The organism is Actinomadura decatromicini, assembly GCF_008121305.1.
GTDB classification, from domain to species: Bacteria; Actinomycetota; Actinomycetes; order Streptosporangiales; family Streptosporangiaceae; genus Spirillospora; species Spirillospora syzygii.
On the sequence record NZ_VSRQ01000006.1, the window covers coordinates 1 to 21,656 of the forward strand.

Annotated in this window: 15 protein-coding genes; 10 read left to right on the forward strand and 5 right to left on the reverse strand. The window is 69.1% G+C overall.

The annotated features are described in order from the left end of the window. Positions 1–152 precede the first annotated feature (152 nt). The 3 genes from FXF68_RS26430 to FXF68_RS26440 form a co-directional block, all read right to left on the reverse strand. Positions 153–3,059, reverse strand: coding sequence for an MBL fold metallo-hydrolase (locus FXF68_RS26430; RefSeq protein WP_148763783.1), 2,907 nt, complete (start codon positions 3,057–3,059; stop codon positions 153–155). Beyond that, the gene (locus FXF68_RS26435; protein ID WP_148763785.1) at positions 3,056–7,192 is read right to left on the reverse strand and encodes a hypothetical protein; all 4,137 of its coding nucleotides are present in this window, start codon (positions 7,190–7,192) and stop codon (positions 3,056–3,058) included. The genes FXF68_RS26430 and FXF68_RS26435 overlap by 4 nt, the downstream gene beginning before the upstream one ends. Before the next feature lie 388 nt (positions 7,193–7,580). Next, a complete protein-coding gene (locus FXF68_RS26440) occupies positions 7,581–7,862 on the reverse strand; it encodes a PGPGW domain-containing protein (RefSeq protein WP_148763787.1) in 282 nt (93 codons plus the stop codon). Positions 7,863–8,014: 152 nt separating this feature from the next. Between FXF68_RS26440 and FXF68_RS26445 the strand changes: the two genes are divergently transcribed. From FXF68_RS26445 to FXF68_RS26475, 7 genes are all read left to right on the forward strand, one after another. Further along, complete coding sequence (locus tag FXF68_RS26445) at positions 8,015–8,521, forward strand: NUDIX hydrolase (protein ID WP_148763789.1); 507 nt, start codon at positions 8,015–8,017, stop codon at positions 8,519–8,521. A 168-nt stretch (positions 8,522–8,689) separates the two neighbouring features. Beyond that, entirely contained in the window at positions 8,690–9,091 is a 402-nt protein-coding gene (locus tag FXF68_RS26450; protein WP_148763791.1) for a PPOX class F420-dependent oxidoreductase, read from the forward strand. A 1,057-nt stretch (positions 9,092–10,148) separates the two neighbouring features. Further along, entirely contained in the window at positions 10,149–10,640 is a 492-nt protein-coding gene (locus tag FXF68_RS26455; RefSeq protein ID WP_148763793.1) for a hypothetical protein, read from the forward strand. A 353-nt stretch (positions 10,641–10,993) separates the two neighbouring features. After that, the gene (locus tag FXF68_RS26460; RefSeq protein ID WP_187438126.1) at positions 10,994–12,013 is read left to right on the forward strand and encodes a prolipoprotein diacylglyceryl transferase; all 1,020 of its coding nucleotides are present in this window, start codon (positions 10,994–10,996) and stop codon (positions 12,011–12,013) included. Next, the gene (locus FXF68_RS26465) at positions 12,000–12,446 is read left to right on the forward strand and encodes a hypothetical protein (RefSeq protein WP_148763797.1); all 447 of its coding nucleotides are present in this window, start codon (positions 12,000–12,002) and stop codon (positions 12,444–12,446) included. The genes FXF68_RS26460 and FXF68_RS26465 overlap by 14 nt, the downstream gene beginning before the upstream one ends. 11 nt (positions 12,447–12,457) lie before the next feature. Further along, positions 12,458–12,952 carry a hypothetical protein gene (locus FXF68_RS26470; protein ID WP_148763799.1) on the forward strand — a complete coding sequence of 165 codons (495 nt, stop codon included), beginning with the start codon at positions 12,458–12,460 and terminating at the stop codon, positions 12,950–12,952. A gap of 226 nt (positions 12,953–13,178) precedes the next feature. After that, on the forward strand, positions 13,179–15,182 hold the full coding sequence (locus tag FXF68_RS26475) for a UvrD-helicase domain-containing protein (RefSeq protein WP_246178952.1): 2,004 nt from the start codon (positions 13,179–13,181) through the stop codon (positions 15,180–15,182). Here FXF68_RS26475 and FXF68_RS26480 read toward each other — a convergent pair. Both FXF68_RS26480 and FXF68_RS26485 read right to left on the reverse strand, forming a co-directional pair. Beyond that, positions 15,179–16,681 carry a serine/threonine-protein kinase gene (locus FXF68_RS26480; protein WP_222870101.1) on the reverse strand — a complete coding sequence of 501 codons (1,503 nt, stop codon included), beginning with the start codon at positions 16,679–16,681 and terminating at the stop codon, positions 15,179–15,181. The genes FXF68_RS26475 and FXF68_RS26480 overlap by 4 nt on opposite strands. Positions 16,682–16,720: 39 nt before the next feature. Continuing rightward, a complete protein-coding gene (locus tag FXF68_RS26485; protein WP_148763803.1) occupies positions 16,721–18,676 on the reverse strand; it encodes an N-6 DNA methylase in 1,956 nt (651 codons plus the stop codon). A gap of 92 nt (positions 18,677–18,768) precedes the next feature. Here FXF68_RS26485 and FXF68_RS44815 point away from each other — a divergent pair, with 92 nt between their 5' ends. The 3 genes from FXF68_RS44815 to FXF68_RS26500 all read left to right on the forward strand — a co-directional run bounded on the left by FXF68_RS44815 (position 18,769) and on the right by FXF68_RS26500 (position 21,553). Next, positions 18,769–19,311, forward strand: coding sequence for a nucleotide pyrophosphohydrolase (locus FXF68_RS44815; RefSeq protein WP_425458617.1), 543 nt, complete (start codon positions 18,769–18,771; stop codon positions 19,309–19,311). A 307-nt stretch (positions 19,312–19,618) separates the two neighbouring features. Next, a complete protein-coding gene (locus FXF68_RS26495; RefSeq protein ID WP_148763805.1) occupies positions 19,619–19,873 on the forward strand; it encodes a hypothetical protein in 255 nt (84 codons plus the stop codon). Positions 19,874–19,891: 18 nt separating this feature from the next. After that, the gene (locus tag FXF68_RS26500; protein WP_148763807.1) at positions 19,892–21,553 is read left to right on the forward strand and encodes a DNA/RNA helicase domain-containing protein; all 1,662 of its coding nucleotides are present in this window, start codon (positions 19,892–19,894) and stop codon (positions 21,551–21,553) included. Positions 21,554–21,656: the final 103 nt, after the last annotated feature.

Consider the following 21,656-nt stretch of genomic DNA (forward strand, 5'->3'; position numbering starts at 1 on the left):
TCACGAGGGCAGTGGATCACGAGGGCAGTGGATCACGAGGGCAGTGGATCACGAGGGCAGTGGATCACGAGGGCAGTGGATCACGAGGGCAGTGGATCACGAGGGCAGTGGATCACGAGGGCAGTGGATCACGAGGGCAGTGGCTCGACGGATCATGTCCTTCCTGCGGGTCGCCAGGCAGCGGTCTCTGCCACGCGGTGGCCGCGGACGCCGAGGGTCGCGGCGAACGTGCGCTGCCGCTTCGGGACGCCGTGCACGAGCATCGTTTCGTCCGCCGCGATCTCGCTCGCGATGTCGAGCAGGCCCCGGCGGTCGGCGTGCGCGGACAGCCGCATCGTCTCCACCCGTGCCCGGACCGGGATGGTGACCTCTCCGTCCCGGTCCGGGAGCGTGACCGCGCCACCGGACGAGGCGAGTTCCAGCAGCGCCCGGCCGGGCGACTCCTCGTCCTGGTAGCCGGAGATGAACAGCGCGCTGCCCGGCTCTGGCAGCACCCGCCGCGCCCACTCCACCACGGGACCGCCGGTCAGCATGCCGGACGTGGAGATGACGACGCCCGTCCGGAAGCCGTCCAGCTCGGCGGGACGGTCGGCCGCCGCCGTTTCGCCCGCAAAGATCCGGATCTCCGGGTCGAGGGACTCGAACACGGCCGCAAGGTCGGCGGCCATGCCGTCCACCCGAACGGGCACGTCCGGCAACCGCCGCCGCAGGATCAGCGCGATCTCCTGCGCGCGACCGAGCGCGAACGCGGGGATCAGCACCCGGCCGCCGCGCCCGTACACCTCGGCGACGGCGCGGACCAGCTCGTCCACCCGCAGGTCGCGGGCGTCGTGCTCCTCGGCGCAGCAGGTGGACTCCATGACCAGCAGGTCCGCGCCGCGCGCCGACTCCGGGACCGCGTACCCGCCGACGGTCTCCTGCCGGAAGCCGGAGATGTCACCCGTGACGACGACGCGGCGGTTCCCGGCGCGGACCACGACCCCGGCCGCGCCGAGGACATGCCCAGCCGGGAACAACTCGACGGTCAGCGCCCCGATCCGGCGCTGCTCGCCGAGCGGCAGTGCCTCACGCCGCCGGGTCGCGGCATCGACCTCGCGCGGGCCGTAGAGGACGGCCGCGTCCGCGCCCCACCGGGCCCGGCCGCGCTCGCGTGCCGCCATCACCTTCGCGGTGTCGGCCCACATCACCGGCATCAGCGCCACGGTCTCCGGGGTAGCGACGACACGCAGCCCCGACCGCCGCGCGATCAGCGCCGGGACGTACCCACAGTGATCGTTGTGAGCGTGCGTAACGACGACCGCTTCCAGCGGACCGTCGAGGGCGCGGGCGATGTCGCGGGGCGGCGCGGCGCGGTCGCCCGGCCGCAGCCCCGCGTCGATCAGGATCCGGGTGCCGCCCGCCTCGACGAGCACGCACGACCCGCCGATGTGGTCGTCCCCGCCAAGCGGCACGACCCGCAGCCCAAGCTCGGCGGTGACCACAACCGGCCGGGGCAGCGGCTCGGCAAGCGCCCGAAGAACACCAAGCACTTCGTCGGGCCTCACCCCCACAGCCCGTGCCGCAACCCCCAGCGCCCCGCCCTCCACCCCAGCCGCCGCCCACTCCGAAGTAACAAGCGCGCCATCCCCGTCCCCCACACCAACCGACCCGGCACGCCAGCCCCCCACCTGGGCGGATGCCTCCCCCGACCCGCCGCGCAAGTCATCCACCCGGACGGGCACCTCCCCCGACCCGGCGCGCGCGTCATCCGCCCCGGCGGCCACCTCCCTCACCTCAGCAGACACACCAACCGTCTCAGCGGACGCACCGACCATCCCGACGGACGCACCATCCGATACGACGGGCACCTCCCCGGACGCGCCGAGCGCACCATCCACGTCGACGACCGCTTCCCCCGCCCTAGCGGACGCACCATCCGACGCGACGGATGCCTTCCGCGATATAGCGGGCACCTCCATCGCCCCAGCGGACACGCCAGCCGACGCTGCAAGCACCTCCCCCGATCCGGCAGGCGCGTCCCGCGCCCCGGCGGGCACGACCTTCGACACCGCGGACCCGCCCTTCAACACCGTGGGGACGTCCTCCGACGCCGCGGGCAAGCCTTTCGACGCGGCGAGCGCGTCTCCCGATCTCGCGGGCACGTCCTTCACCACGGCGGGCACGTCCTTCAACGCGGCGACCGCCTCCCCCGATTTGGCGGGCGCCTCCTTCACCACGGCGGGCACGTCCTTCAGCTCCGAGGGCACGCCCTTCGACGCGGCGAGCATCTCCCCCGATTTGGCGGGCGCGCCTTTCAATGCGGCGGGCACGTCCTTCAACTCCGAGGGCGCGTTCTCCGACGCGGTGGGAGTGACCTTCGTCGGGGGCACGTCGTTCGAGGGCACGGGTGCGATCTTCGGCGCGGTGGGCGTAACGGCGGGGGCGTTTTCGGGTGTGGGGTGTTCGAGGGCGGTTAGGAGGGCGGCGGCCAGGGCGCGCGGGGACGTCCAGAGGTGGCGTTCGGCGGCGAGGCGTCGGTTCAGGCCGTCCGCGCGCTCTTTCTGTTCGGCGAGCGCGGCATCGGCTTCGGCGAGGGCGTCGCGGGTTTCGGCGAGGCGGCGGGTGGCGGTGGCCGCGTCGCGTTTCGCGTACTCCAGGCGTCCGCGGGCCTCTCGTAGCCGTTTTTGCAGTTCGTCGGCCCGTCGGGCGGCCCGGTCGGCGCGTCGCTCCGCCCGCTCCGCGGCACGCTCGGCGGCCGGGGCGGGGGCGGGCGCGAGCCAGGCTTGCGCGGCGCGCGCCACGGCGTCGTCGGGGTGCAGGAGGGCGGCGGCCAGCGCGCGGACGTCGGCGGCGGGGGTGGCCTCCGCCAGCAGGACGGCGGCGCGACGGCGCAGGACCGGGAAGCGGACGAGCGCCGCCAGCAGCATCGGCGTCCGCTCCGCGACCAGCGCGTCCGGGTCGGGCGGCAGCCGGGACGCCGCCGGCCGCTCCAGCACCGCGACCGCCACCGCGCGCAGCACGGCGGCGAGCGCCGCGCCGTCCGGGGCGACCCGGGCGGCGGGCCCTGGGGTGGACGTCATCCCTGGTCCGCCCATCGGGTCGCCTCGGCCAGGACCGGTTCGCAGGCGAGGAGGCCGCCCGCGCTTTCGAGCGCGCCGAGCGTCCGGAGCGCGTCCACGAGGTCGCGGGTGCCGGTGTAGGCGCGGGCGCGCAGCGTGTCGGAGGTCAGCGCGGCCGTGCCCTGTTCGCCGGAGGCGGCAAGGAGGGCGGCGAAGTCCTCGGGTGTTTCGCGGCCGTCCCAGTTGACGAGTTCCCGCCAGGCGGCGGCGAGGCATTCGTCGGCGCGGACGCCGGTGTCGTCCAGCAGGGCGGTGGGTCTGGCGCGCACCTGCCGTAGGACGACGTCGAGCGCCTGGTCGCGGTCGCCGCCGCGTCCGGCGATGCCGGTGACGACGCGTCCGACCAGCGCGGGCCAGCCGCCGGTGCGGCGGACCAGCTCGCGCTGCCCGGCGTCGTCGGGGAAGCCGAGGGAGTCCTCCAGCATCCACTGCCGGACGGCGGGCGGGTCGAACCGCCGCAGCGGCACCAGCTCCACGTCGTCGGCGGACGCGCAGCGCAGCCAGGCGGGGGCGGACGCGGGCCCGGCGACAAGCACCACCGACAGCGTCCCCTCCCCGGACTCGTCGGCGACCGCGGCCCGCGCCTCCGCGAGCCGCCGCTCGAACTGGTCGGCGTAGTGCGGGGCGTGCAGGTCGACGAGGATCACGTCGTGGCCGCCGTGCCCGCGGGCGCGGCGCAGCGCGGCCTCCAGCGTCCCGTCCCCCGGTCGGACGGACCGCAGCGCCAGCCCCGGCAGCTCAGCGGGCATGTCCTCGAGCGACCTGACCACCCGTTCGGCGTGCATGGCGGCCGACCCGGTCACCACGTGGACGAGCCGCTCGGCGCGCAGCAGTCCGGTGATCTGCCCGATGCTGAGAGGGGCGCGGTCGGGGCCGTCCCGGTACGCCATCCGGTAGGAATGGGCGTCGTAGTGGTCGGGCTTCTCGAACAGCTGGGCGAGGAGGTCGTTTGGGGCGTCTTGGACGCGGTCGAAGTCGTGGCTGGCGGCGGTGAGCCGGTTCAGCGTCTCCTCGCCCGCGCGTTCCTCGCCCTCGGTGAGGAGGCCGTCCCGTCGGGACGTCGCGATCCGGGCGCGGACCCGTTCGACGCGCCCGTCCCGGGCGGTTCGCGCCTCCCGAACCAGCTCCTCCTGCCGCGCCCGCAGCCGCGCCGCCGCCTCCGGATCGACGGACTCCAGGGCCGCGACAACGGCCTCGGTGCCCTCATGGTCAAGCCGCGCGGCCCGCGCCTCGAACACGGCCGCCCAGTCGGGCGGCCCGGCAAGCGCGACCTCCGCCAGTCTCTCGGCGGACACCTCGCCTAGTGGGTGCAGGGTGCGCGGGTCGAGGGGGACATCGACGGCGGCCAGCAGGTCGAGGTTCAGCAGCCGAGCGGCGGGCGGTTCGGTGGTCGGCAGCGGCCGACCGTCCAGCAACGCGAACGACTCGGCGAGAAGCCCGCGCGCGCCTTCCAACGCGGCCGCGGCGGGCTGCCACGTCGCAGGCGGGTCGACTGCCAGACGGTGCGCCTCGGACGCTGGACGGTTCGCGTCGATTAGTAGGCGCTGGGCGTCGGACGAGAGACGATGCGCGTCAGTTGGCGGGCGGTGCGCGTCGGCTGGTAGACGATGCGCGTCGGACGGGAAACGGTGCACGTCGGTTGGTAGACGGTGTTTGTCCGCCATGGCGACGAGGGCCTCGTCGGCGGCGGCGCGGTGGCCCTCGATCGTCTCGCGGAGTTGCCGCAGCGGGACGGTCCGCCAGTCACGGCTGTCCGGACCGCCGTCGCCATGCTCCTTAACTGCAGCGGCCCACGCCCCGACCGCGCCGAGCGCTCCGTCGATCCACTTGTGCAGCGTGGCCCGCGCGCCCGCGATGATCGGCTTCCCTTTCTTGCGGCCGTTCACCCGGGCGTCGGTCTCGTCGATCAGCCGGTCGACGCCCGTCCCGGCGCGCAGCCGGACCACCTCGGCCGCCGCCGCGTCCGCGCCCGCCGGGTCGTCGCCCGCCGCGAGCGTCAGGAGCCGTCCGATCTCCCCGTCCTTGAGGACCAACGCCTTCCACACCTCGGTGGCGCGGGCGAGCTTGACGGTGCGGTGCGGGGCCTCCTCCAACAGCCGGGCCGCGTCCTGGGACGCGGTGCGGCGGGCCTCCGCCAGACCCGCCGCGCCGCGGATCCAGCCGTCCATGCCCGGACTCAGGTACACCCCGGCCCGCGCCGCCAGCGCGAACGCCTCCCCGCACTCCTTCAGAACGGGATGCGCCGACACGACCACGTTCAGACCCTCCACCAACCGCGTCGCGTCCGGATACACCAACCCTGCCCGGATCGCGGCAGCCCACGCCAGCACTCCGCCCGCCGGGTCCTCGGCGAGCGCCTTAGCGTCCAGCCCGGCGGCCAACGCGGCGAACTCGGCGGTCAGCGGCCCGGCGAACACCGCCATCCCGGACGCCAGCGCCGCGCACCAGCGGGCGTGCACCTCGGCATCGGGACGCCCGGCAGTCTTGCGGATCCACCCGGCGAGCCCGAAACGCCCTGCTCCCAGCGCGGCTCCCTCCGCCGCTAGCAGGTCTGCTGCCTGTTGCGAGGCGTCGTCCTCTCCGGGGACGGCGGATTGGTGACGCGACGATACGTCTTCGGCGCCTTCGACCAGGTCTGGCTTTCCCAGCCCCCGCGAATCAACGTCAACGGACTCGGAGGGTTGCCGCTCAGGTAGCTCGTCCGGAGCAGCCTGGGACTTGGGACGGGTTGGGTTCGACCGTTCGGGCCGCGCCCGGGCGGCGGGGATCGTCTCTTCTAAGAATGCGTCCAGCGCGGACATCTCGGCCGCGTCCTCGCCAGGTGGTTCGTCGTCGGGTGCCTTCCGGGGCGCGGGAACGTCCACTGCCTCCTCGGACGGCACGGCAGACGACTGCTCGGAGGTGGACGGCTCAGCGGGCGGCGGCTCATCGGACGTTTGCCCGGTGGACGGCTGCTCGCCAGTTGGCGGGTCGGCAGACGGCGGTGCGGCAGGCGGCTGCTCAGCGGATGGCGGCGTGGCGCCGTCGGGGACGTCCTCGACCGTGAGCCCGCCCATCAGCGCCACGTCGACGAGGGGGTGCCAGCGGTCCGGCAGTTCGGTGCGGGCCCGTCCGGCCAAAGCGGGGACTTCGGACCGATCCTCCTTGACGCCCATCGCCTCGATCAGCTCGGCGAGGACGGCCAGCCCCGCGCCGTCGTCCCCGTCCGCGTCGCCGTCGGCGGCCTGGCGAACCTCGTCCAGCAGCTCCGCCACGAACTCCGGGCCTTGGAGCCCGCGGAGCGCGCGTAACCGGTCCCCGGCAAGGAGGGCGCTCACCGCGTCCCGCACGGAGGACGCGAGGGCGGGCAGGTCGGCCGGGTGCTCCCCCGGCAGGACGGCCCCGATCCTCCTGCGGACGCCGTCGTAGTCCGCGACCGCACCCTTGATCAACTTCAGGTCGGCGTCGTCCGGGCGGCGGCCCTCGCGCAGGCTTCCAGCGGCGCGGTCGGCCGCGTCCGCCGCCGCGGCGAACCGGTCGCGCAGGCCGTCCAGCTCGGTGACCAGGTCCTCGGGACGCGGTGACGACCCCCGCCGGATCGCCTCCCGCAGCTCCGCGAGCCCCGCCGGACGGGCCGGCAGCTCCGGGTGCGCGTCCCGGCAGGCCGTCCACATGTCGCGCACCGCGGGCAGCGCCCGGTCGTCGGGCTCGGCGGCGAGCAGCCCGAGCGCGACCACGGCGAGCGGACGGTCCTCCAGCACCGCCCGGACGAGCCCCCAGCGCATGAGCGCCTCGGGCGCCTCGAACTCCACCAGCATCCGGACGCCGGGCGCCCGCGCGAGCACCTCCGCGGCCGTGCCCGCGTCCAGCAGCGCGGCGCAGTCGGCCGCGTCGAGTTCGTCGGAGTTGCGGAGGCCGTGGAGCCAGAGGCCGCCCATCAGAAACCGCAGCGGGGCCCGCCGCTTCGACTCCCCCTGCCGCATCGTGCGCAGGATGAGCTTGTCCGCGCCGGGCGGGAGCCGCTTCGCGTCGCGCAGCCGGACGGTCTCCAGCACGGCGCGCAGCATCTCGGGCGGGCTCAGCCGCAGGAATTCCCGCACGTCCGCGGCGGACACTCCCGCCAGCGCCCTTTCCTCCAGCTCCGCCGCATCTGTCGACTCACCGACCCATTCGCGCAGAGACCCGAAAGGCGCGCGTCCGTCATGACACCCTTCACACCGAGAACCCTGACTCATCCGTCTCCGACCCCGCCCTCCACGTCCGCCGCCGCGCCGCCCGCGCCCCGTCGCGGGGACGCCCGTGACGCGAGCATAACGCAGAGTCATCGTCCGATCCATCAAACGGCAAAGTTGATGTTGATCGAGTTCACACCATCATGGCATGCGGCAGCGACACGCACCTCATCGACGGACGGGCCGCCGCTGACCGGTACGGCGACGCCCCTCACCGGGGTTCAGCGGACGATCCGGGCGGCAACCCGGTGCCGTCCGTCCCGCGCGCGAGTCAGTCGGCGCGCCCGAGCCTCCTCCTGACCGCCTGCCAAGCGGCCCGGATGTAGCCGTTCGCGCCGTGGCTGATGCGGCGGGCCGTGGGGAACTCGGTGCCGAGGAGCCCGAGACCGGCGAGGATCGCGACGACTCCGGGCCCGGGCAGCACGAGCATCGCGACACCCGCCACGATCAGCGCGGAACCGGCGAACGCGACGGCGACCTTGCGCAGCAGCCGGACGGGCGCCCTGCGCCGCTTCTCCAGCGCCGTCCCGGCCTGCGTCTCGGATCGGTCCATCAAAGTCACGTCGCCTCCCCGTCGGCTCCCCTTGCAGGTAGGGACGAACCAAAGCGCACGCGAAGATCCCGATCCGCCGCCGATGTGGTCAGTGCCACAGGTACACCGCGCCGCCGGACGGCCGCCGCCTCGCAACGGACTAGCATTCCAATATGAAGATCCCGTTCGGCGTGCCGCGGAACGCGCGCGGGCGCTACGGATCGCTGGCCGCGCGGATCTGGCGGCGGCTCGGCGGGCGGGCGCAATGGCGCCTCGCCCGGCTCCGGCACCAGACCTTCCTGGTTTACGCGGGTGGAATCGTCCGGGACGAGAAGGGACGCATTCTGCTGCTCCGGCACCGCATGTGGCCCGCATATCGCGCCTGGGGCCTCCCCGGCGGATACGTGAACGCCGGGGAGCACCTCGAGGACGGGGTCGTGCGTGAAGTGCGGGAGGAGACGTCCCTCGAAGTCGCGGTCACGGGGCCTCCGCTCAGACTCGACAGCGGTTTCCAGCACCGGATCGAGGCGTATTACGAGGCCCTGATGGTGGGCGGGCGCCTCGAAATCGACGCGGCGGAGATCCTGGAGGCGGGCTGGTACGCGCTGGACGCATTGCCGGACGAGATGTCCCCGCGCCTCAGAGCCTTTATCCGCGACCTCGTCCCCGCGACAGGCTGAGCCGCCCGGCACCGTCGAGCTCGGCGACGCCGACGGCCTGGCCGCGCACCACTTCGCCGAACTAACTGCCTCCGCCCTAATCCCGTCCGTAAACACTCCTCCCCGGCGGCGACCGCAAATGATCAAGGTGCTTGACCTCAAGCCAAGTCGAGGTCCCATGCTGGAACGATGAGCCTCACCGACATCGAACGCGAATACATCGCCACGCAGCGCCTGGGCCGTCTGGCCACGGTCGGCCCGAACGGTGACCCGCAGAACAACCCCGTCGGATTCCGCTACGACCCCGACACCGGGACTTTCGACATCCACGGCTTCAACCTCGCCCAATCGCGGAAATACCGGAACGTCCAGCGGAACGGCCAGGTCGCGCTCGTCATCGACGACCTCGCCTCGGTGCAGCCGTGGCGAGTGCGCGGCATCGAGGTGCGCGGCCAGGCGGAGACCCTCGTCGAGGACGCCCCGGAAGGCTCCCACTTCGGCGCCGACCTCATCCGCATTCACCCGCGCACAATCTTCAGTTGGGGCATCGACCCGGCCGCCGACGGGATGACCAAGCGGACCGTCCGCTAGCCCGCGATACAGATCAGTCAGGTGACCCGAGCATTCACGAAGGGCGGTCGACGCGCGGGGATCGGCGCCGCATTGCGGCCGGAGAACGATCCAAGTCGGCGCCGCGACGACAAGTCCGAGCGACCGCGACCGTTCCAGGGGAAATGCTCACGCCGCCGCCCCGTCCGGACGAAGTTTTTCGCGGGATTCATGCACCCGCCTCGCCGCCGGAAGCACCCGTCCAGCCACCTGCGTCACACAGCCGCCACTCAATTCACTCGAATAGAGGGACGGCGTATCGATTGATTACCGTCCGGTTCAGCTCGTGATCGTCCCATGGCCTCGCCCACGACACCCGATATAACGGATGGATCATGAACCGGCCGTCGATCCGTACGCAGGGGGCTCTGGCATCCAGAATCCGAACGTGCGAATCCTTCACTTGCGCGATTACATAGGGCCCGACGTGACTCGGCGCCGATGGCACGGGTCCGCGTCCGGCGGGTCCGTCCGCGCAGCGCCCTTGGCGGGACGGGTCCGCGTTCCCGGCGAAAGGGCTCGAGCGTGGGCGTGCAGCACACCAGCGGGACGGAAACCGCCCCCGAGACGCTCGGCATGCACGCGCCACACGAACCTCGACTCGCTCCGGAGCACGCGAATCCCGCGAGACCGTCCAGGCGCGAAACGGATCGCCTCAGCATTCACCACGCCCAACGGAACCGCGCATGCCGCAAGCCACGCATGACGGCATCCCGGCCCCCGGCGCATCAGTCGACCAGGGCGAGGCTCCCAGCATTCGACGCGGCCTCGGAACTGGTTCGGCAGTCGATCGAACCGTCGAGACGAATCCCGGAAAGAGAACATGCCACCAGCAGAGGAACAGACGGCCGTCCCCTGGGACGCCCAACCCCTCCCAGGCGCGCAGCGGACCAGAACGATGCCCGAGACGCCGTGAACTCCAAAACCGCCCAACGAATCGTCCTCCACGCCCCGGAAGAGGGCTCGAACGCGGGGATCGACGACGGTGCCGCCCTCCGCCATCAGATCGTCCAGTCGACGCAGAGGGAACTCTTGAGCAATGGACTACTCGGCCGTTGAGATCGGCGCGGAGAACATCTCGGCGCTGCGGTCATTCCTGCTGGAAGGGCCGCCCGCCTGGGAACCGCTGCGAAGCGAGATGCACACGGACGAAGCGGCCGCCGGCTACATGTCGCTGCTTTACGGCGCGTTCTGCGTCGCGGTCCGCCGGCGTTTCACGCCGTTCTACACAGACGGAGAGATCATCCGTTTCGTGGCCGACCTGCGCATCACCGCCGGGCCGGACGCACGACTGATCAACACTCTCGCGGCCGAAGACATGATCCGCCGCGTCGTAGGCACCCCGCCGCTCGAAGACCCGGCCCTGGACGACGTGGAATCCGTCCTGTACGCCGAGGTCTTCATCCTGCTCTACCTGGTGGGCGAAGCGAACTTCGACGACGCGGACCTGGACGACTTCATCCAGGACGCCGCCATCTGCGCGAAAGAATGGCTAGCCGCCCGCCACGCCGAATCATCCACCTGGGCCTGACCCACCGCCACCCACTCACCGCGAGCCCACCGAGGGCTCCGCGACTTCAACTCGGACAAACGGCACATTGCCGCATCGCTTGAATAGCGCCCGGCCACGCTTACGTTCGCCAGTCGAAGCCTCCCCTCCACCCGAAGTCATCGCGTCCGCCCACCCTCACGAATGAGCCGGACGGACGACTCCCGACGCAACCGATTCCGCACGTGCATAGTTCGGACTTGGGCGATTTCATAGGGGCCGGTGCGCTTCCCGACGCCGGGCCCGCGCGTCAGGAACGCACCCGGCGAGCGGTCCGCCGGCGCCCCGGCGGGCGGGTTCGCGTCCCCCTGATGGAAAGGGCTTCGAGCGTGGGCGTGGAACGCACCAGCGAGACCGACACCCGCACTGAAACCGCTGAAAAGGCCGCCTCGCCCGAGCGTCCGTATACGCCTCCTCCCGACAATCCCGGCTCGCCCGGCCAGCCGTCCCGTCTGGAGAGCCGCGCCCGCGCCCGCGAACAACCTCGGGAAGGCGCGGCGCAAGGCGTCGAAGGCGAAGGCGAACCCCCTTCCTCGCAGCCCGACGGCGGCGGCGAAACGTCCGGCAAGTTCGAATCCTCCGACCAGGAGAAGGACGACCCACAGAAAGACGACGCCACCACCGGCGAGTCACCAGAAGAAGGCACGCTCGATCAGGAAGCATCACCTGCCGACGAGCCAAGCGACCGACCATCCGGGACGGGAGAAGCTCCCGCCGACAACGACGCCCCGGACAATGACCGTGGTAAGAAGGCCGAAGACGACGACGCCGAGCAGATTCCGGACGAGGACAGCGAAACGAACCCGGAGGCCCCCGCCAATCCCGTACTCACCAATGTGTACACCGACACCAGCGGCAATGTGCGCGTCGAACCCCGGTACGGCCGGGAACAGCCAGGCGAGCCCACGCCTCGCGAACAGGAGAACACAGCTCAACCGGGCCTCCCTACCCGCGAAGACCTCGACCCGGCCGGAGCCCGCCCCGAACCCGGCCACGCCGACCTCCGCAACCCCGAGGACGACCCCGCTGGCCGGGACCTCCGAGAACGCGACCCCGAGAAGCCATCACGTGGACGCGAGGGGCTTCGCAGATTTCTCAACACGGCGGAAGATGCGAAGGAAGCGGCGGACAAGTTCTCAGAACCGGCCGAGAAGAACCTGGAGCGCGTTCAGCCGACGGGTCAACTGTGCGGCGTCCGCACCAATGACGATCACATAGCGTCACCCGACCAAGCAGCCAAGATGGGTGACACCACGCTTGGGGCAGTCGGTACCGCAATAGTTTTGACCGAAATCGTGCGTCACAGCGTAAGTTTTGCACGCGGATATCTGAGGAACAGAAATGAAGATAACTGATGAGCAGGTGGCTGCACTGCGCGCTCAACTGGCGGGTGATCGCACAGAGCACCTCAGGCTGATGGACCAACTCGATCCGGATGAAGCCAATGTGTGCTACACGGCACTGGTCGCGGCCGGCTTCATCGAGGCAGCCGAGCAACGCTTCATCAAGGACGGTGACGTCGCAGCCGATTCAGAGGTCATCGACTTCGTCGCCCGGGTAAGGGAAAGGGGCGACGAGACGCCAGGGATCATTGACCCGCGGCTCGCCGAAAGCATGATACTCGACCTGCTCGGCAAGGGGTCCATGGTCGACGCCGATCCGGACACGAAGTTCGGCCATCAGATTGTCCTGCTGGCAGCACTGGTCGGCGAACGGCAGTTCACCGACGCCGAACTCGACGACTTCCTGCTCGATGCCCGCGCGCTCGCCGACGAACTCCTGGAATAATGGATTATTCGGTGGTCGAAATTCGCGAAGAGAACATCCTCGCGTTGCGGTCCTTCTTGCTGGAGGGTCCCGAGGCGTGGCTGCCTCTGCAAGACGTCATCCAGGTGGACGACGAGACTGCGGCCGGCTATATGACGCTGCTCTACGGCGCCTTCTCAGTCGCGGTGCGCCGCAGGTTCTCCCCGACCTACACCGTGGGCGAGGTCGTCCGTTTCGTCGCCGATCTGCGGATCAAGGCCGGGGAGGCGGCGTACCTGATCGACACGATCGTCGCGGAGAACCTGATCCGTCACGCGATCGACGCACCCCCGATCAGCCCGGAGGGGCCGGAGGATGTGCAGGCCGTGCTTTATGCCGAGGTCTTCGTCCTTATGTATCTCGTTGCGGAAGCTGGGTTCGATCGGGCGGGGCTGGAACAGTTCATCGAGGACGTCACGGCCTACACCGAGAAGTGGCTCGCCGCGCGGCGGCAGGAGGCGTCCGCCGCATCCGTCGCGGAGATCTGAGGCGCAGGCGCGGCGACCTGGCGCGCAGCGCTGCGCCTTAGCGGAGAGGCTGTGTCCGGAGGTGGCCGGGGTTGTCGGGCGGTGTTCCGGCATCGGCAGGACGAGGCGCTCCTAGGATGTTCGGGCCTGGCGGTGATTCAAGGGGTGGTGCGGGGTGGCTCAGCTTGCTATTGCGGATTCGTTCATGCCGCAGTACGCGAAGTTGGAGCCGAAGGTGCGGAAGGGCGTGGACGCCGCCATCGCCAAGTTCGCCGAGCATACCCACGCTGGGCTGCATCTGGAGAAACTCAACAATGCCAAGGACCCGCGGATCCACACGATAAGGATCGACCAGTTCTGGCGCGGTGTTGTGCTGGCCCCGGATAAAGGGGACGTTTACTGCCTGCTCGCGGTGATGCCGCATGACGACGCGATCGCGTGGGCCAGGAGCAGGAAGTTCTCGGTGAACCGGGCGATCGGCGTGCTGGAGGTCCGGGACCAGCAGGCGCTGGAGGAGATGTCCCCGGCGTTGGCGACGGCAGCGGAAGGGACGGTCTTCCGGCTGCTCGGGCACGTCTTCGAGAAGGATCTGCTGCGGCTGGGAATCGACCGGGAGCTGATCCCGATCGTCCGGCTGCTCACCGAGGATTCGCATCTGCTGGCCTTGGAGAAATTCCTGCCGGAGCCGCAGTACATGGCGCTGCTGGCACTGGCACAGGGCATGAATGTCCAGCAGGCATGGGAAGAGGTCGCGAAATACCTCACGGTCGAGGAGAAGCCGGCCGCGGTCGACCCCGACGACCTGGTGACGGCGATGCGGCGGACGCCGGGGAAGGTCGTCTTCGTCAACGGCCCGGAGGAACTGCGGGACATCCTCGCCCACCCGTTCGACATGTGGCGGGTATTCCTGCATCCGGTGCAGCGGCGGGTCGCGCTCCGGCCGTCCTATTCGGGGCCCGCGCAGGTGACGGGCGGGGCCGGGACGGGGAAGACGGTCACCGCGCTTCATCGGGCGAAGTTCCTCGCGTCGAAAGGCGGGCGCGTCCTGCTGACGACGTTCACGCGGAACCTTGCGGAGGCGCTGGAGAGGCAACTCGCCCTGCTCGTGGAGGATGCCGAGATCAGGGCGCGCATTCAGGTGAAGAACGTCGATGCCGTGTCCTACGGGATCGTCGGACGTCATCACAAGCCCGGAATCGCCGGGTCGGACGTTCTCGATCCGCTCTGGGACGAGGCGGCGGAGGGCACGCCCTTCTCGCGAACGTTCCTGGAGCGGGAATGGGAGCAGATCATCCTCGCGCAGGGCCTGGAGACCGAGGGCGACTATCTGGCGTGCACCCGCGCCGGACGCGGTGTCCCGCTCGGAAAGGCGCAGCGCGCGGTGGTGTGGCGGGCCGTCCACCAGGTGGTGGACGGGCTGGCCGCCGCAGGCAGGTCGACGTTCCACCAGCTCGCCAACGAGGCCGCCGATCTGGTGTCGGGACCCGAATACGACCATGTGATCATCGATGAGGCGCAGGACATCCACACGACGCAATGGCGGTTGCTGAGGCGTCTCGTCCCTGAGAGGCCCGATGATCTCTTCATCGTCGGGGACCCGCATCAGCGTATCTACGACAGTCACGTCTCGCTGACCAGCCTCGGCATCAACGTGCGCGGGCGCAGCACCAAACTGAGACTCAATTATCGGACCACGCAAGAGATCCTGGCCTGGTCGGTGCCTTTGCTGGGGCGCTCTCCCGCGCAGGGGCTCGACGATTCAGCGGACACATTGGACGGCTATCGGTCGCCGATGCACGGGCGGCGTCCTGTGGTGAAGGCGTATCCGGACCTGGACGCCGAATTGGACGGTCTCGTCGAACAGGTGCGCGCCTGGGTCGAGGACGGCGTGGAGGCCGGTTCGATCGGCGTCGCCACCCGGTACATGTGGATGGTGCGGAAAGCCGCCAAGCGGTTGAAGGAAAACGGTGTCACCGCCTATCAGGTGCCCAGCAAGTCACCGGGTGTACAGGTCGGAACGATGCACAAGATGAAAGGCCTGGAGTTCCGGTGCATCGCGGTGATCGGGGCCGACGAGAACGCGATGCCGTCGTCCCACGCGATCACGCCGGAGGACGAGGACGCCAAGGCGCACGCGCAGGACGTCCAAAAGGAGCGTTGCCTGCTCTTCGTGGCCTCGACACGGGCTCGCGACAATTTGTACGTGTCGTTCGCGGGCTCGCCGAGCCCGTTCTTGCCCGGGGTGGCCTAATCCTGGGCCAGGTCGTCGAGCAGCGCGCGGAGACCGGGGATCTGGGCGTGGCCAGTGCCGAAGCGGGCGGTCAGGTCGGCCAGGAGTTCGGTGAGTTCCTTGCGTGCCTCGCCCACCCGGCCCGCGGCGAGTTTGAGACGTCCTACCCGTTCGCGGACGCGAAGGGTCAGGGCTTCGTGGGGGCTGCCGCCTGAAAGGTCGTCCAGGAGTTCCTGCAAATGGGTGAGGGCGACGGCCGTGGCTCCCAGATGGGCTTGGCAGACGGCCTCTTGCTCGCGGCAGATCAGGACATGCGGGTCGTCCGGGCCGTACCACTCGGCCAAGGTCACGGCGGCGGCACGGTAGGCGTGGACGGCCCGGCGGTAGTCGCCGCCCTGGAACAGGACCTCGGCCAGGTCAAGGCGCATCCCCATGTATTCGGGGTCTTCGTCGCCCAATGCCAGGCCAGCCGGTCCGGTCAGGTCGGAGAGGAGCTCCGCGGCCTGCGTGTAACGGCCCTCACTGGCCAGGTGGGCCGCTTCAGTGCGCGCTTGGACGACCTCGTCGATGGTGGGCAGTCCGGCAGGTTCTTTGGGGCGAGCCAAGGGGGCCGTACCGGTTACCTTGATCCGGCTGATCGCATGGGCGTAATGGTGTTGCGGAGCAATCGTGTCGATGATTCCCGGAAGGGGTTCCAGTAACGAGACGAATTCCAGGAGTCGGTTGTATACCTCGTCGGCGTTCCTTGGCCGGTCGCCCGGTTGCTTGGCCAGGAGGTGCAGGACGAGTGCGTCCAGCCCAGGGGGAACGTCGGGACGCAGATCGCGAACTGGGGTCGGGTCCTCGTCCTCGTGGCGGCGCATCACCTCGTAGGGCGTCGTGCCTAGGAAGACCTTGCGACCCGTGAGCATCTCGTACAAGACGCAGCCGAGGGAGTACAGATCGCTCTGCGGGCCTGGGCTTCCGTACACCTGCTCTATCGCCCTGTAGCCCGGCGTGTAGGGCGCGCCCAATCCGGTGGTCGTTCGCCGCACGTCGCCTGGCCCGAGCCCCACAGCGGCACCGAAATCGAGCACCTTCACCGAGCCGTCAGGGCAGAGCATCAGATTGCTCGGTTTGAGGTCGCGGTGCACGAGCGGACGGCGATGCGCCACGTTCAGCACCGCGCACACCTGGGCGGCTATGAGCGCGGCCCACGAAACGGAGAGCCGTTCCTGCGCGTCCAGGACATGGTCGACCGTCATGCCCTCGACGTACTGCATCACGAGGTAGAAGCAGCCGTCGTGACTTCCGAAGTCGTACACGGTGGGGACGCCGGGATGCTCGAACCAGGCGGTGCTGCGGGCCTCTTGCTCGAAACGTCCGACAAGGGCGTCGTCCATGACGCGGGTGAACTTCACCGCGAGGCGCCGGTCGAGGAACCGGTCGTATGCGCGCCAGACCTCGCCCATGCCGCCGCGTCCGATCGCCTGGTCGAGCTCGTACCGCTCGCGCTCCCCGAGGAGATCGCCCCGCCGCAACTCCCACCTCCTCCGGCCCGTGGACGCAGCGTACTCGCGTCAGCCGGGCGGGCGAAGGGCTCCGGCGCCCAGCCCTTCGAGACCGAGGCGCAGCACGTCCGCGCCCAGTTCGTGGGTCTCGCGGAGGGCGGCCTCCAGTTCGGTGAGCGCGCGGAACGCCGATCCCAGCACGGTCTGCTCGACGAGGGTGAGGCGGGGCAGGCGGGCGCGGCGGAGGTCGAACCGGGCGGACGAGGTGGAGCTGCGGAGCCGCGCGCCCTGTGCGCCGAGGAGCAGCCAGCCCGCGACGAAGTCGGGATCCGTCCGGGAGGGGTCGACCCGGACGAGCGCCAGTCCGGGGCCGAGGATCGGCCCGTCCACGCTCATGACGCGCACGGCCGGACGGCGGGCGGCCAGGGAGACGACGATGTCCCCCTGCTCGATCCAGACGTGGCCGTCGTCTGGCGCGGCCCTCCCGGTGGCGTCCCTACGCTGCGCGAGGTCGTCGATGGTCAGCATGGGAACCGTGCCCGCCCCGCCCATCCGTATCCGGGGAGGGGGACGCAGTATCTGCAGCACACCAGCCTTGGCGAGTTCACCGAAAGTCGTCATGGGAAGGTCAGTGCGCATAGGGGCGCGCTTGAGCGAGGACAGTTCCGCGATGGTCTGGGGCAGTTCCGTGGCCTTCTTCTGCAGGAGTTCGCGGGCGGCGTCGAACGAGCCCTCCGTCGCGGGCATTGTCCGTTGGGGAAGGTAGCGGGCGGGTGTGAGGTCAACCTCGTCGTCCAATAGGTCGATGATGCGGACGACGACGCTGGAATCCGTCCGGTCGTCCTTTCCCTTGAGGTAGCGGCGGTACGCGTCGAGCGCGATTTTCCCGAAGTTCTCCGGGTCGGACGACGTGTCGACCATCAGCACGTCGTCCGCGGGCTGGTCTCCAGAGGACGGACGCCGAAGAACCCACACGGTCAGCGCGACGGCCATGTTCGGCACCGCACCGGGCGGCAGTCCTATGACGGCACGCAAGGCGCCACGGCGAAGAAGTTCTGCACGGACACGACGTCCGGAACGGCGGTTCGCAACGGCCGGAGGCATGAGGATGACGACCGTCCCGCCAGGGCGTGTGTGGGCGAGCCCATGTTGAAGCCACGCCAATTCCGACTCCATGCGCGGAGGCAGCCCGTACTCCCAGCGCGGGTCGCCGGTCAACTGCTCGTAGCCCCAACCCCGGTCGTTGAAGGGCGGGTTGGTCGCCACCAGATCGACCGTCTGCCCAGGGAACGCGTCGTCCAGGAGCGAGTCGCCTGGGCGGACCTCGGCCGGGGCACCGCGCAACGCCAACTGGATGGCGGACATACGCGCGGTCGTCTCGTCGATCTCCTGACCGAGAAGCAGCTCCACGTCCTTGAACAGATCGTTCGCCAGGTTGAGGTACGCACCGGTGCCGCACGCGGGATCCAGGACGGTCCTGGCCGGTCCCCCGAGTTCGAGCATCAGCCGTATCACTGGCTCAGGGGTGAGGTAGACGCGACGGCTGTGGTGCTCCAGATAACGGGTGCGGAGGAAGTCGAACGTGTCGGCGACACCTAGCTCGTCCACGAGCGGCGAGAGAGCGCGCGCGATGGGCACCGCGGACGGCGGCACCTCATCAAGATGTTCGCGCAGAGAGCGCTCAAGCTGCCCGTCTGGGACGTCCGCCACCTCGAATTCGGGGTGCGCGCGGAGATGGAGCAGGAACGCGCCCGCGAAAGTCAGCACGTCGGCAAGCTCGACGTCCCCGGCGGCCGCCTGCCGGAGCGTCTGCCAGACGCGCTCACGGACGGGCGAGTCAGACAGCTTGCCCTGACCGCGGAGCCACTCCTCGACCTCGGCGAGCGAGAACGTCGGACTGGCCGCCGTCCCGCCGACGGGCTGGGGAAAGTCGTCATGGCGGCGACGCCAATTGCTCACCGCGGCCCGCCCCACCGCGGCCAGCCGGGCGATATCGGCCGCGGTCACCGTCGCATCGCTCGACACAGCACTCCCTCCGCCGACGCGAACGATCTCACCCTAGCGCCCACCTCCGGTTGATCCGATTCACACAATCGGCCATGCCACCACCCGAAATCATGACACCCGACAGCTTCTGCGGGTCGACCGAATTCACATCCACGCACCTCGGCGTATCTGCATCCGGTGAGGTTGACGAGCACGCAAGGCCTGACGACGCGGCTGTCACAGGTCAACTGAGCCGGCCACTCGGCTGCCCCGCCGGCCTCTCTGCCAAGAAGTACGACCGAATGCGGTTGTACCCTGCACCGATGACGAACATCGATCATCTCGCAGAGCGGCTTCGGACGTTCGCCGCCGAACGAGACTGGGAACAGTTCCATACGCCAAAAAACCTCGCAATGGCCCTTGTCGGCGAGGCAGGTGAGCTCATATCGGAGTTTCAGTGGCTTACTCCTGAAGAGTCGGCGACGGTCATGGAGGATCAAGAGCTTGCCCATCGAGTCCGCGCAGAGTTGGCGGATGTTTTCCTATATACCGTCCGACTAGCCGACCTTCTCGAAATCGATCTACTTCAGGCGGCTCACCAAAAAATAGACGAGAACGAGCGCCGCTACGACACCAGCACCTTCAAGGGGACGGCCAAGAAGGCTCCTCATTGAACCTTCCGCGCCGCGATGAGCGGATTTGATCCTCCCTACTCGCGCCTGCCCTGCCCCGCGGATCCACGTCTAAAGCAAGACGGCGATCGCTGACGAACGACAGCCCATGAGGTCCGACCGCCCCAGGACGCCATCCCAACCAACGATCGCCGGTGGCCAGGGCCGGCCGATCAACGCCGCGTCCTCAAAGGGCTGACCTGCACCTTCGCACACACAGTCCCATTTGCCCCCATTAAGGTTGTCCGATAATATCGGCACATTACGACATTTGTCGCCCCGCATCTCCTCTCGTCACCTGGGGTCATTCATGACGGCGCCGCCACAGCCCGCCTACCGGTCATCCGCCGAATCGCTGTTCAAGGCACTCGCCAGCGCCCCTTCCGCGGCGAATGAGGCGTTCGTCGACCGGATCGCGACAGCTTTGCGCGCCCAGACCAAGCGCACGGCGACCGCCGCGGAGAAACGGGCCTGGCGCAACAGCCTGACCGCACTCGCCGGCGATCTCATGGACGCCGGCCTTCACCAAGTCGAAGTGTTGGTCGAATACCCGATGCCGCACTAGCCCAAAAGCCAGGCTGACGTGGTTATCGCGGGTGTCGATCCATACACCGGAGGCGACGCGTTCGTCATTGTAGAACTAAAGCAGTGGAGTAACGTAGACTTCTACGAAGACGATGAGACCCAGGTGGTCTGGGCTCCGAATCGGAAGCCGTCGGCGCATCCCGCTCTGCAGGCGGAAAGCTACCGCAAGCAGATAGCCGCCTATTGCCAAACCGTCGAGGATCACCCGGACGCGGTGAAGGCGCTTGTCTATCTGCACTATATGCCGAAACATCAGGCGGACAAGCTGGTCGGGCTGGCCGAGGAAAAGAAGATCGGTCTGTTCACACAATCAGACCGCAGCGAGTTCCTGCGCTACCTGCAGGGGCGGTTCGCGCCCTCATCGGGGGCGCAGGCGGCGGACCGGCTCCTCAACAGCCGGATAGCACCTCGCCCTGACCTTCTCGAACAGGCGCGGTTGACGTTGAAGGGCCGTGACGGCTTCATTCTACTCGACCGGCAGATCGAGGCATATCGAGCGGTCTTCCATGCTGTGGACACCGCCTTCCGCGCGAACTCGAAAAGCATCGTCATCATCTCCGGTGGGCCCGGAAGCGGCAAGAGCGCCATTGCCTTGGAACTCATGGCGAAACTGCTCAGCACCGGACGCCGGGTGTGCCACGCGACGGGCTCCAGCGCCTTCACCCATACTCTTCGGTCATATGTCGCAAAGGGAAAGGACCAGGCAAAACTCTTTACCTTTACGTCGGACTACGCACCGAAACCTCAGAACGATCTCGATGTCCTGATCGTGGACGAGGCCCACCGATCACGGAGCAAGACCAGAGTTCGATGGGACCCGGCCAAGAACAGCGATAGACCTCAGATCGAATCGATGATCAACGCCGCCCGTGTTCCGGTCTTCTTTCTCGACGAGAACCAGGCGGTCACGCCGGGAGAACTCGGCTCCGTCCATGCGATCAAGACATACGCACAGAGCCTGTCGATCCCCTTCCAGCACGTCAACCTCACCGGGCAATGGCGCTGCGGCGGAAGTGCCGCCTACGACCTTTGGGTCCGGCGGCTGTTGGCGTTGGGAGACGAGGAGGGCGCCTGGGACGCCCAAGAGCAGCCTGTCCGCTGGACAGGTGACCCGTCCTTCGGGCTCTACCTGGCACAGTCTCCGGCGCAGATGGAGAACTACTTGCGGACGAGACTCTCGGAGGGCTGGTCTGCCAGGATCACGGCCGGTTTCTGCTGGAAATGGAGCGCGCCCCGCGAGGACAAGTCGCTGGTTCCCGATGTTGAGATCGGCAACTGGATGCGTCCCTGGAACGTGAGATCGGATTCACGCGTTGGCGAGGCTCCGCCAAGTAAACTGTGGGCCACGAAGGACGGGGGCTTCGACCAGATCGGCTGTATCTATACCACTCAGGGGCTCGAGTTCGACTGGGCCGGCGTCATCATCGGACCAGATCTCGTAGCTCGACGCGGCCGGCTTTCACCCCAACGCGCAGGCAACCTCGATCCGAAACTGGGTCTCACGTCACCGCGAATCGTTCCCGCCGAAGAGTTCGACCGCCTGGTGCGTAACGTCTATAAGGTTCTTCTGACCCGAGGGCTACACGGCACGGTGCTTTACGCAACGGACCCTGAGACCCAGGAATTCCTCGGAACCCTGATACCGCCGCTTGAAGCCTGACGAAAGGCGAGAGGTGAGCGGTTGCCAGGCCCCTGCTGGAGGCGGTGACGGCCTGGATCCCGGTCACGTGCGCGCGCCTCCCGCGAGCTCGGCCGGACCGATC

Coding starts and splice junctions, on each gene's coding strand:
- FXF68_RS26440 (WP_148763787.1), bottom strand. CDS start 7,862: ATGGACCGATCCGAGACGCAGGCCGGGACGGCGCTGGAGAAGCGGCGC.
- FXF68_RS26495 (WP_148763805.1), top strand. CDS start 19,619: ATGACGGCGCCGCCACAGCCCGCCTACCGGTCATCCGCCGAATCGCTG.
- FXF68_RS44815 (WP_425458617.1), top strand. CDS start 18,769: ATGACACCCGACAGCTTCTGCGGGTCGACCGAATTCACATCCACGCAC.
- FXF68_RS26430 (WP_148763783.1), bottom strand. CDS start 3,059: ATGACGTCCACCCCAGGGCCCGCCGCCCGGGTCGCCCCGGACGGCGCG.
- FXF68_RS26445 (WP_148763789.1), top strand. CDS start 8,015: ATGAAGATCCCGTTCGGCGTGCCGCGGAACGCGCGCGGGCGCTACGGA.
- FXF68_RS26465 (WP_148763797.1), top strand. CDS start 12,000: ATGAAGATAACTGATGAGCAGGTGGCTGCACTGCGCGCTCAACTGGCG.
- FXF68_RS26450 (WP_148763791.1), top strand. CDS start 8,690: ATGAGCCTCACCGACATCGAACGCGAATACATCGCCACGCAGCGCCTG.
- FXF68_RS26455 (WP_148763793.1), top strand. CDS start 10,149: ATGGACTACTCGGCCGTTGAGATCGGCGCGGAGAACATCTCGGCGCTG.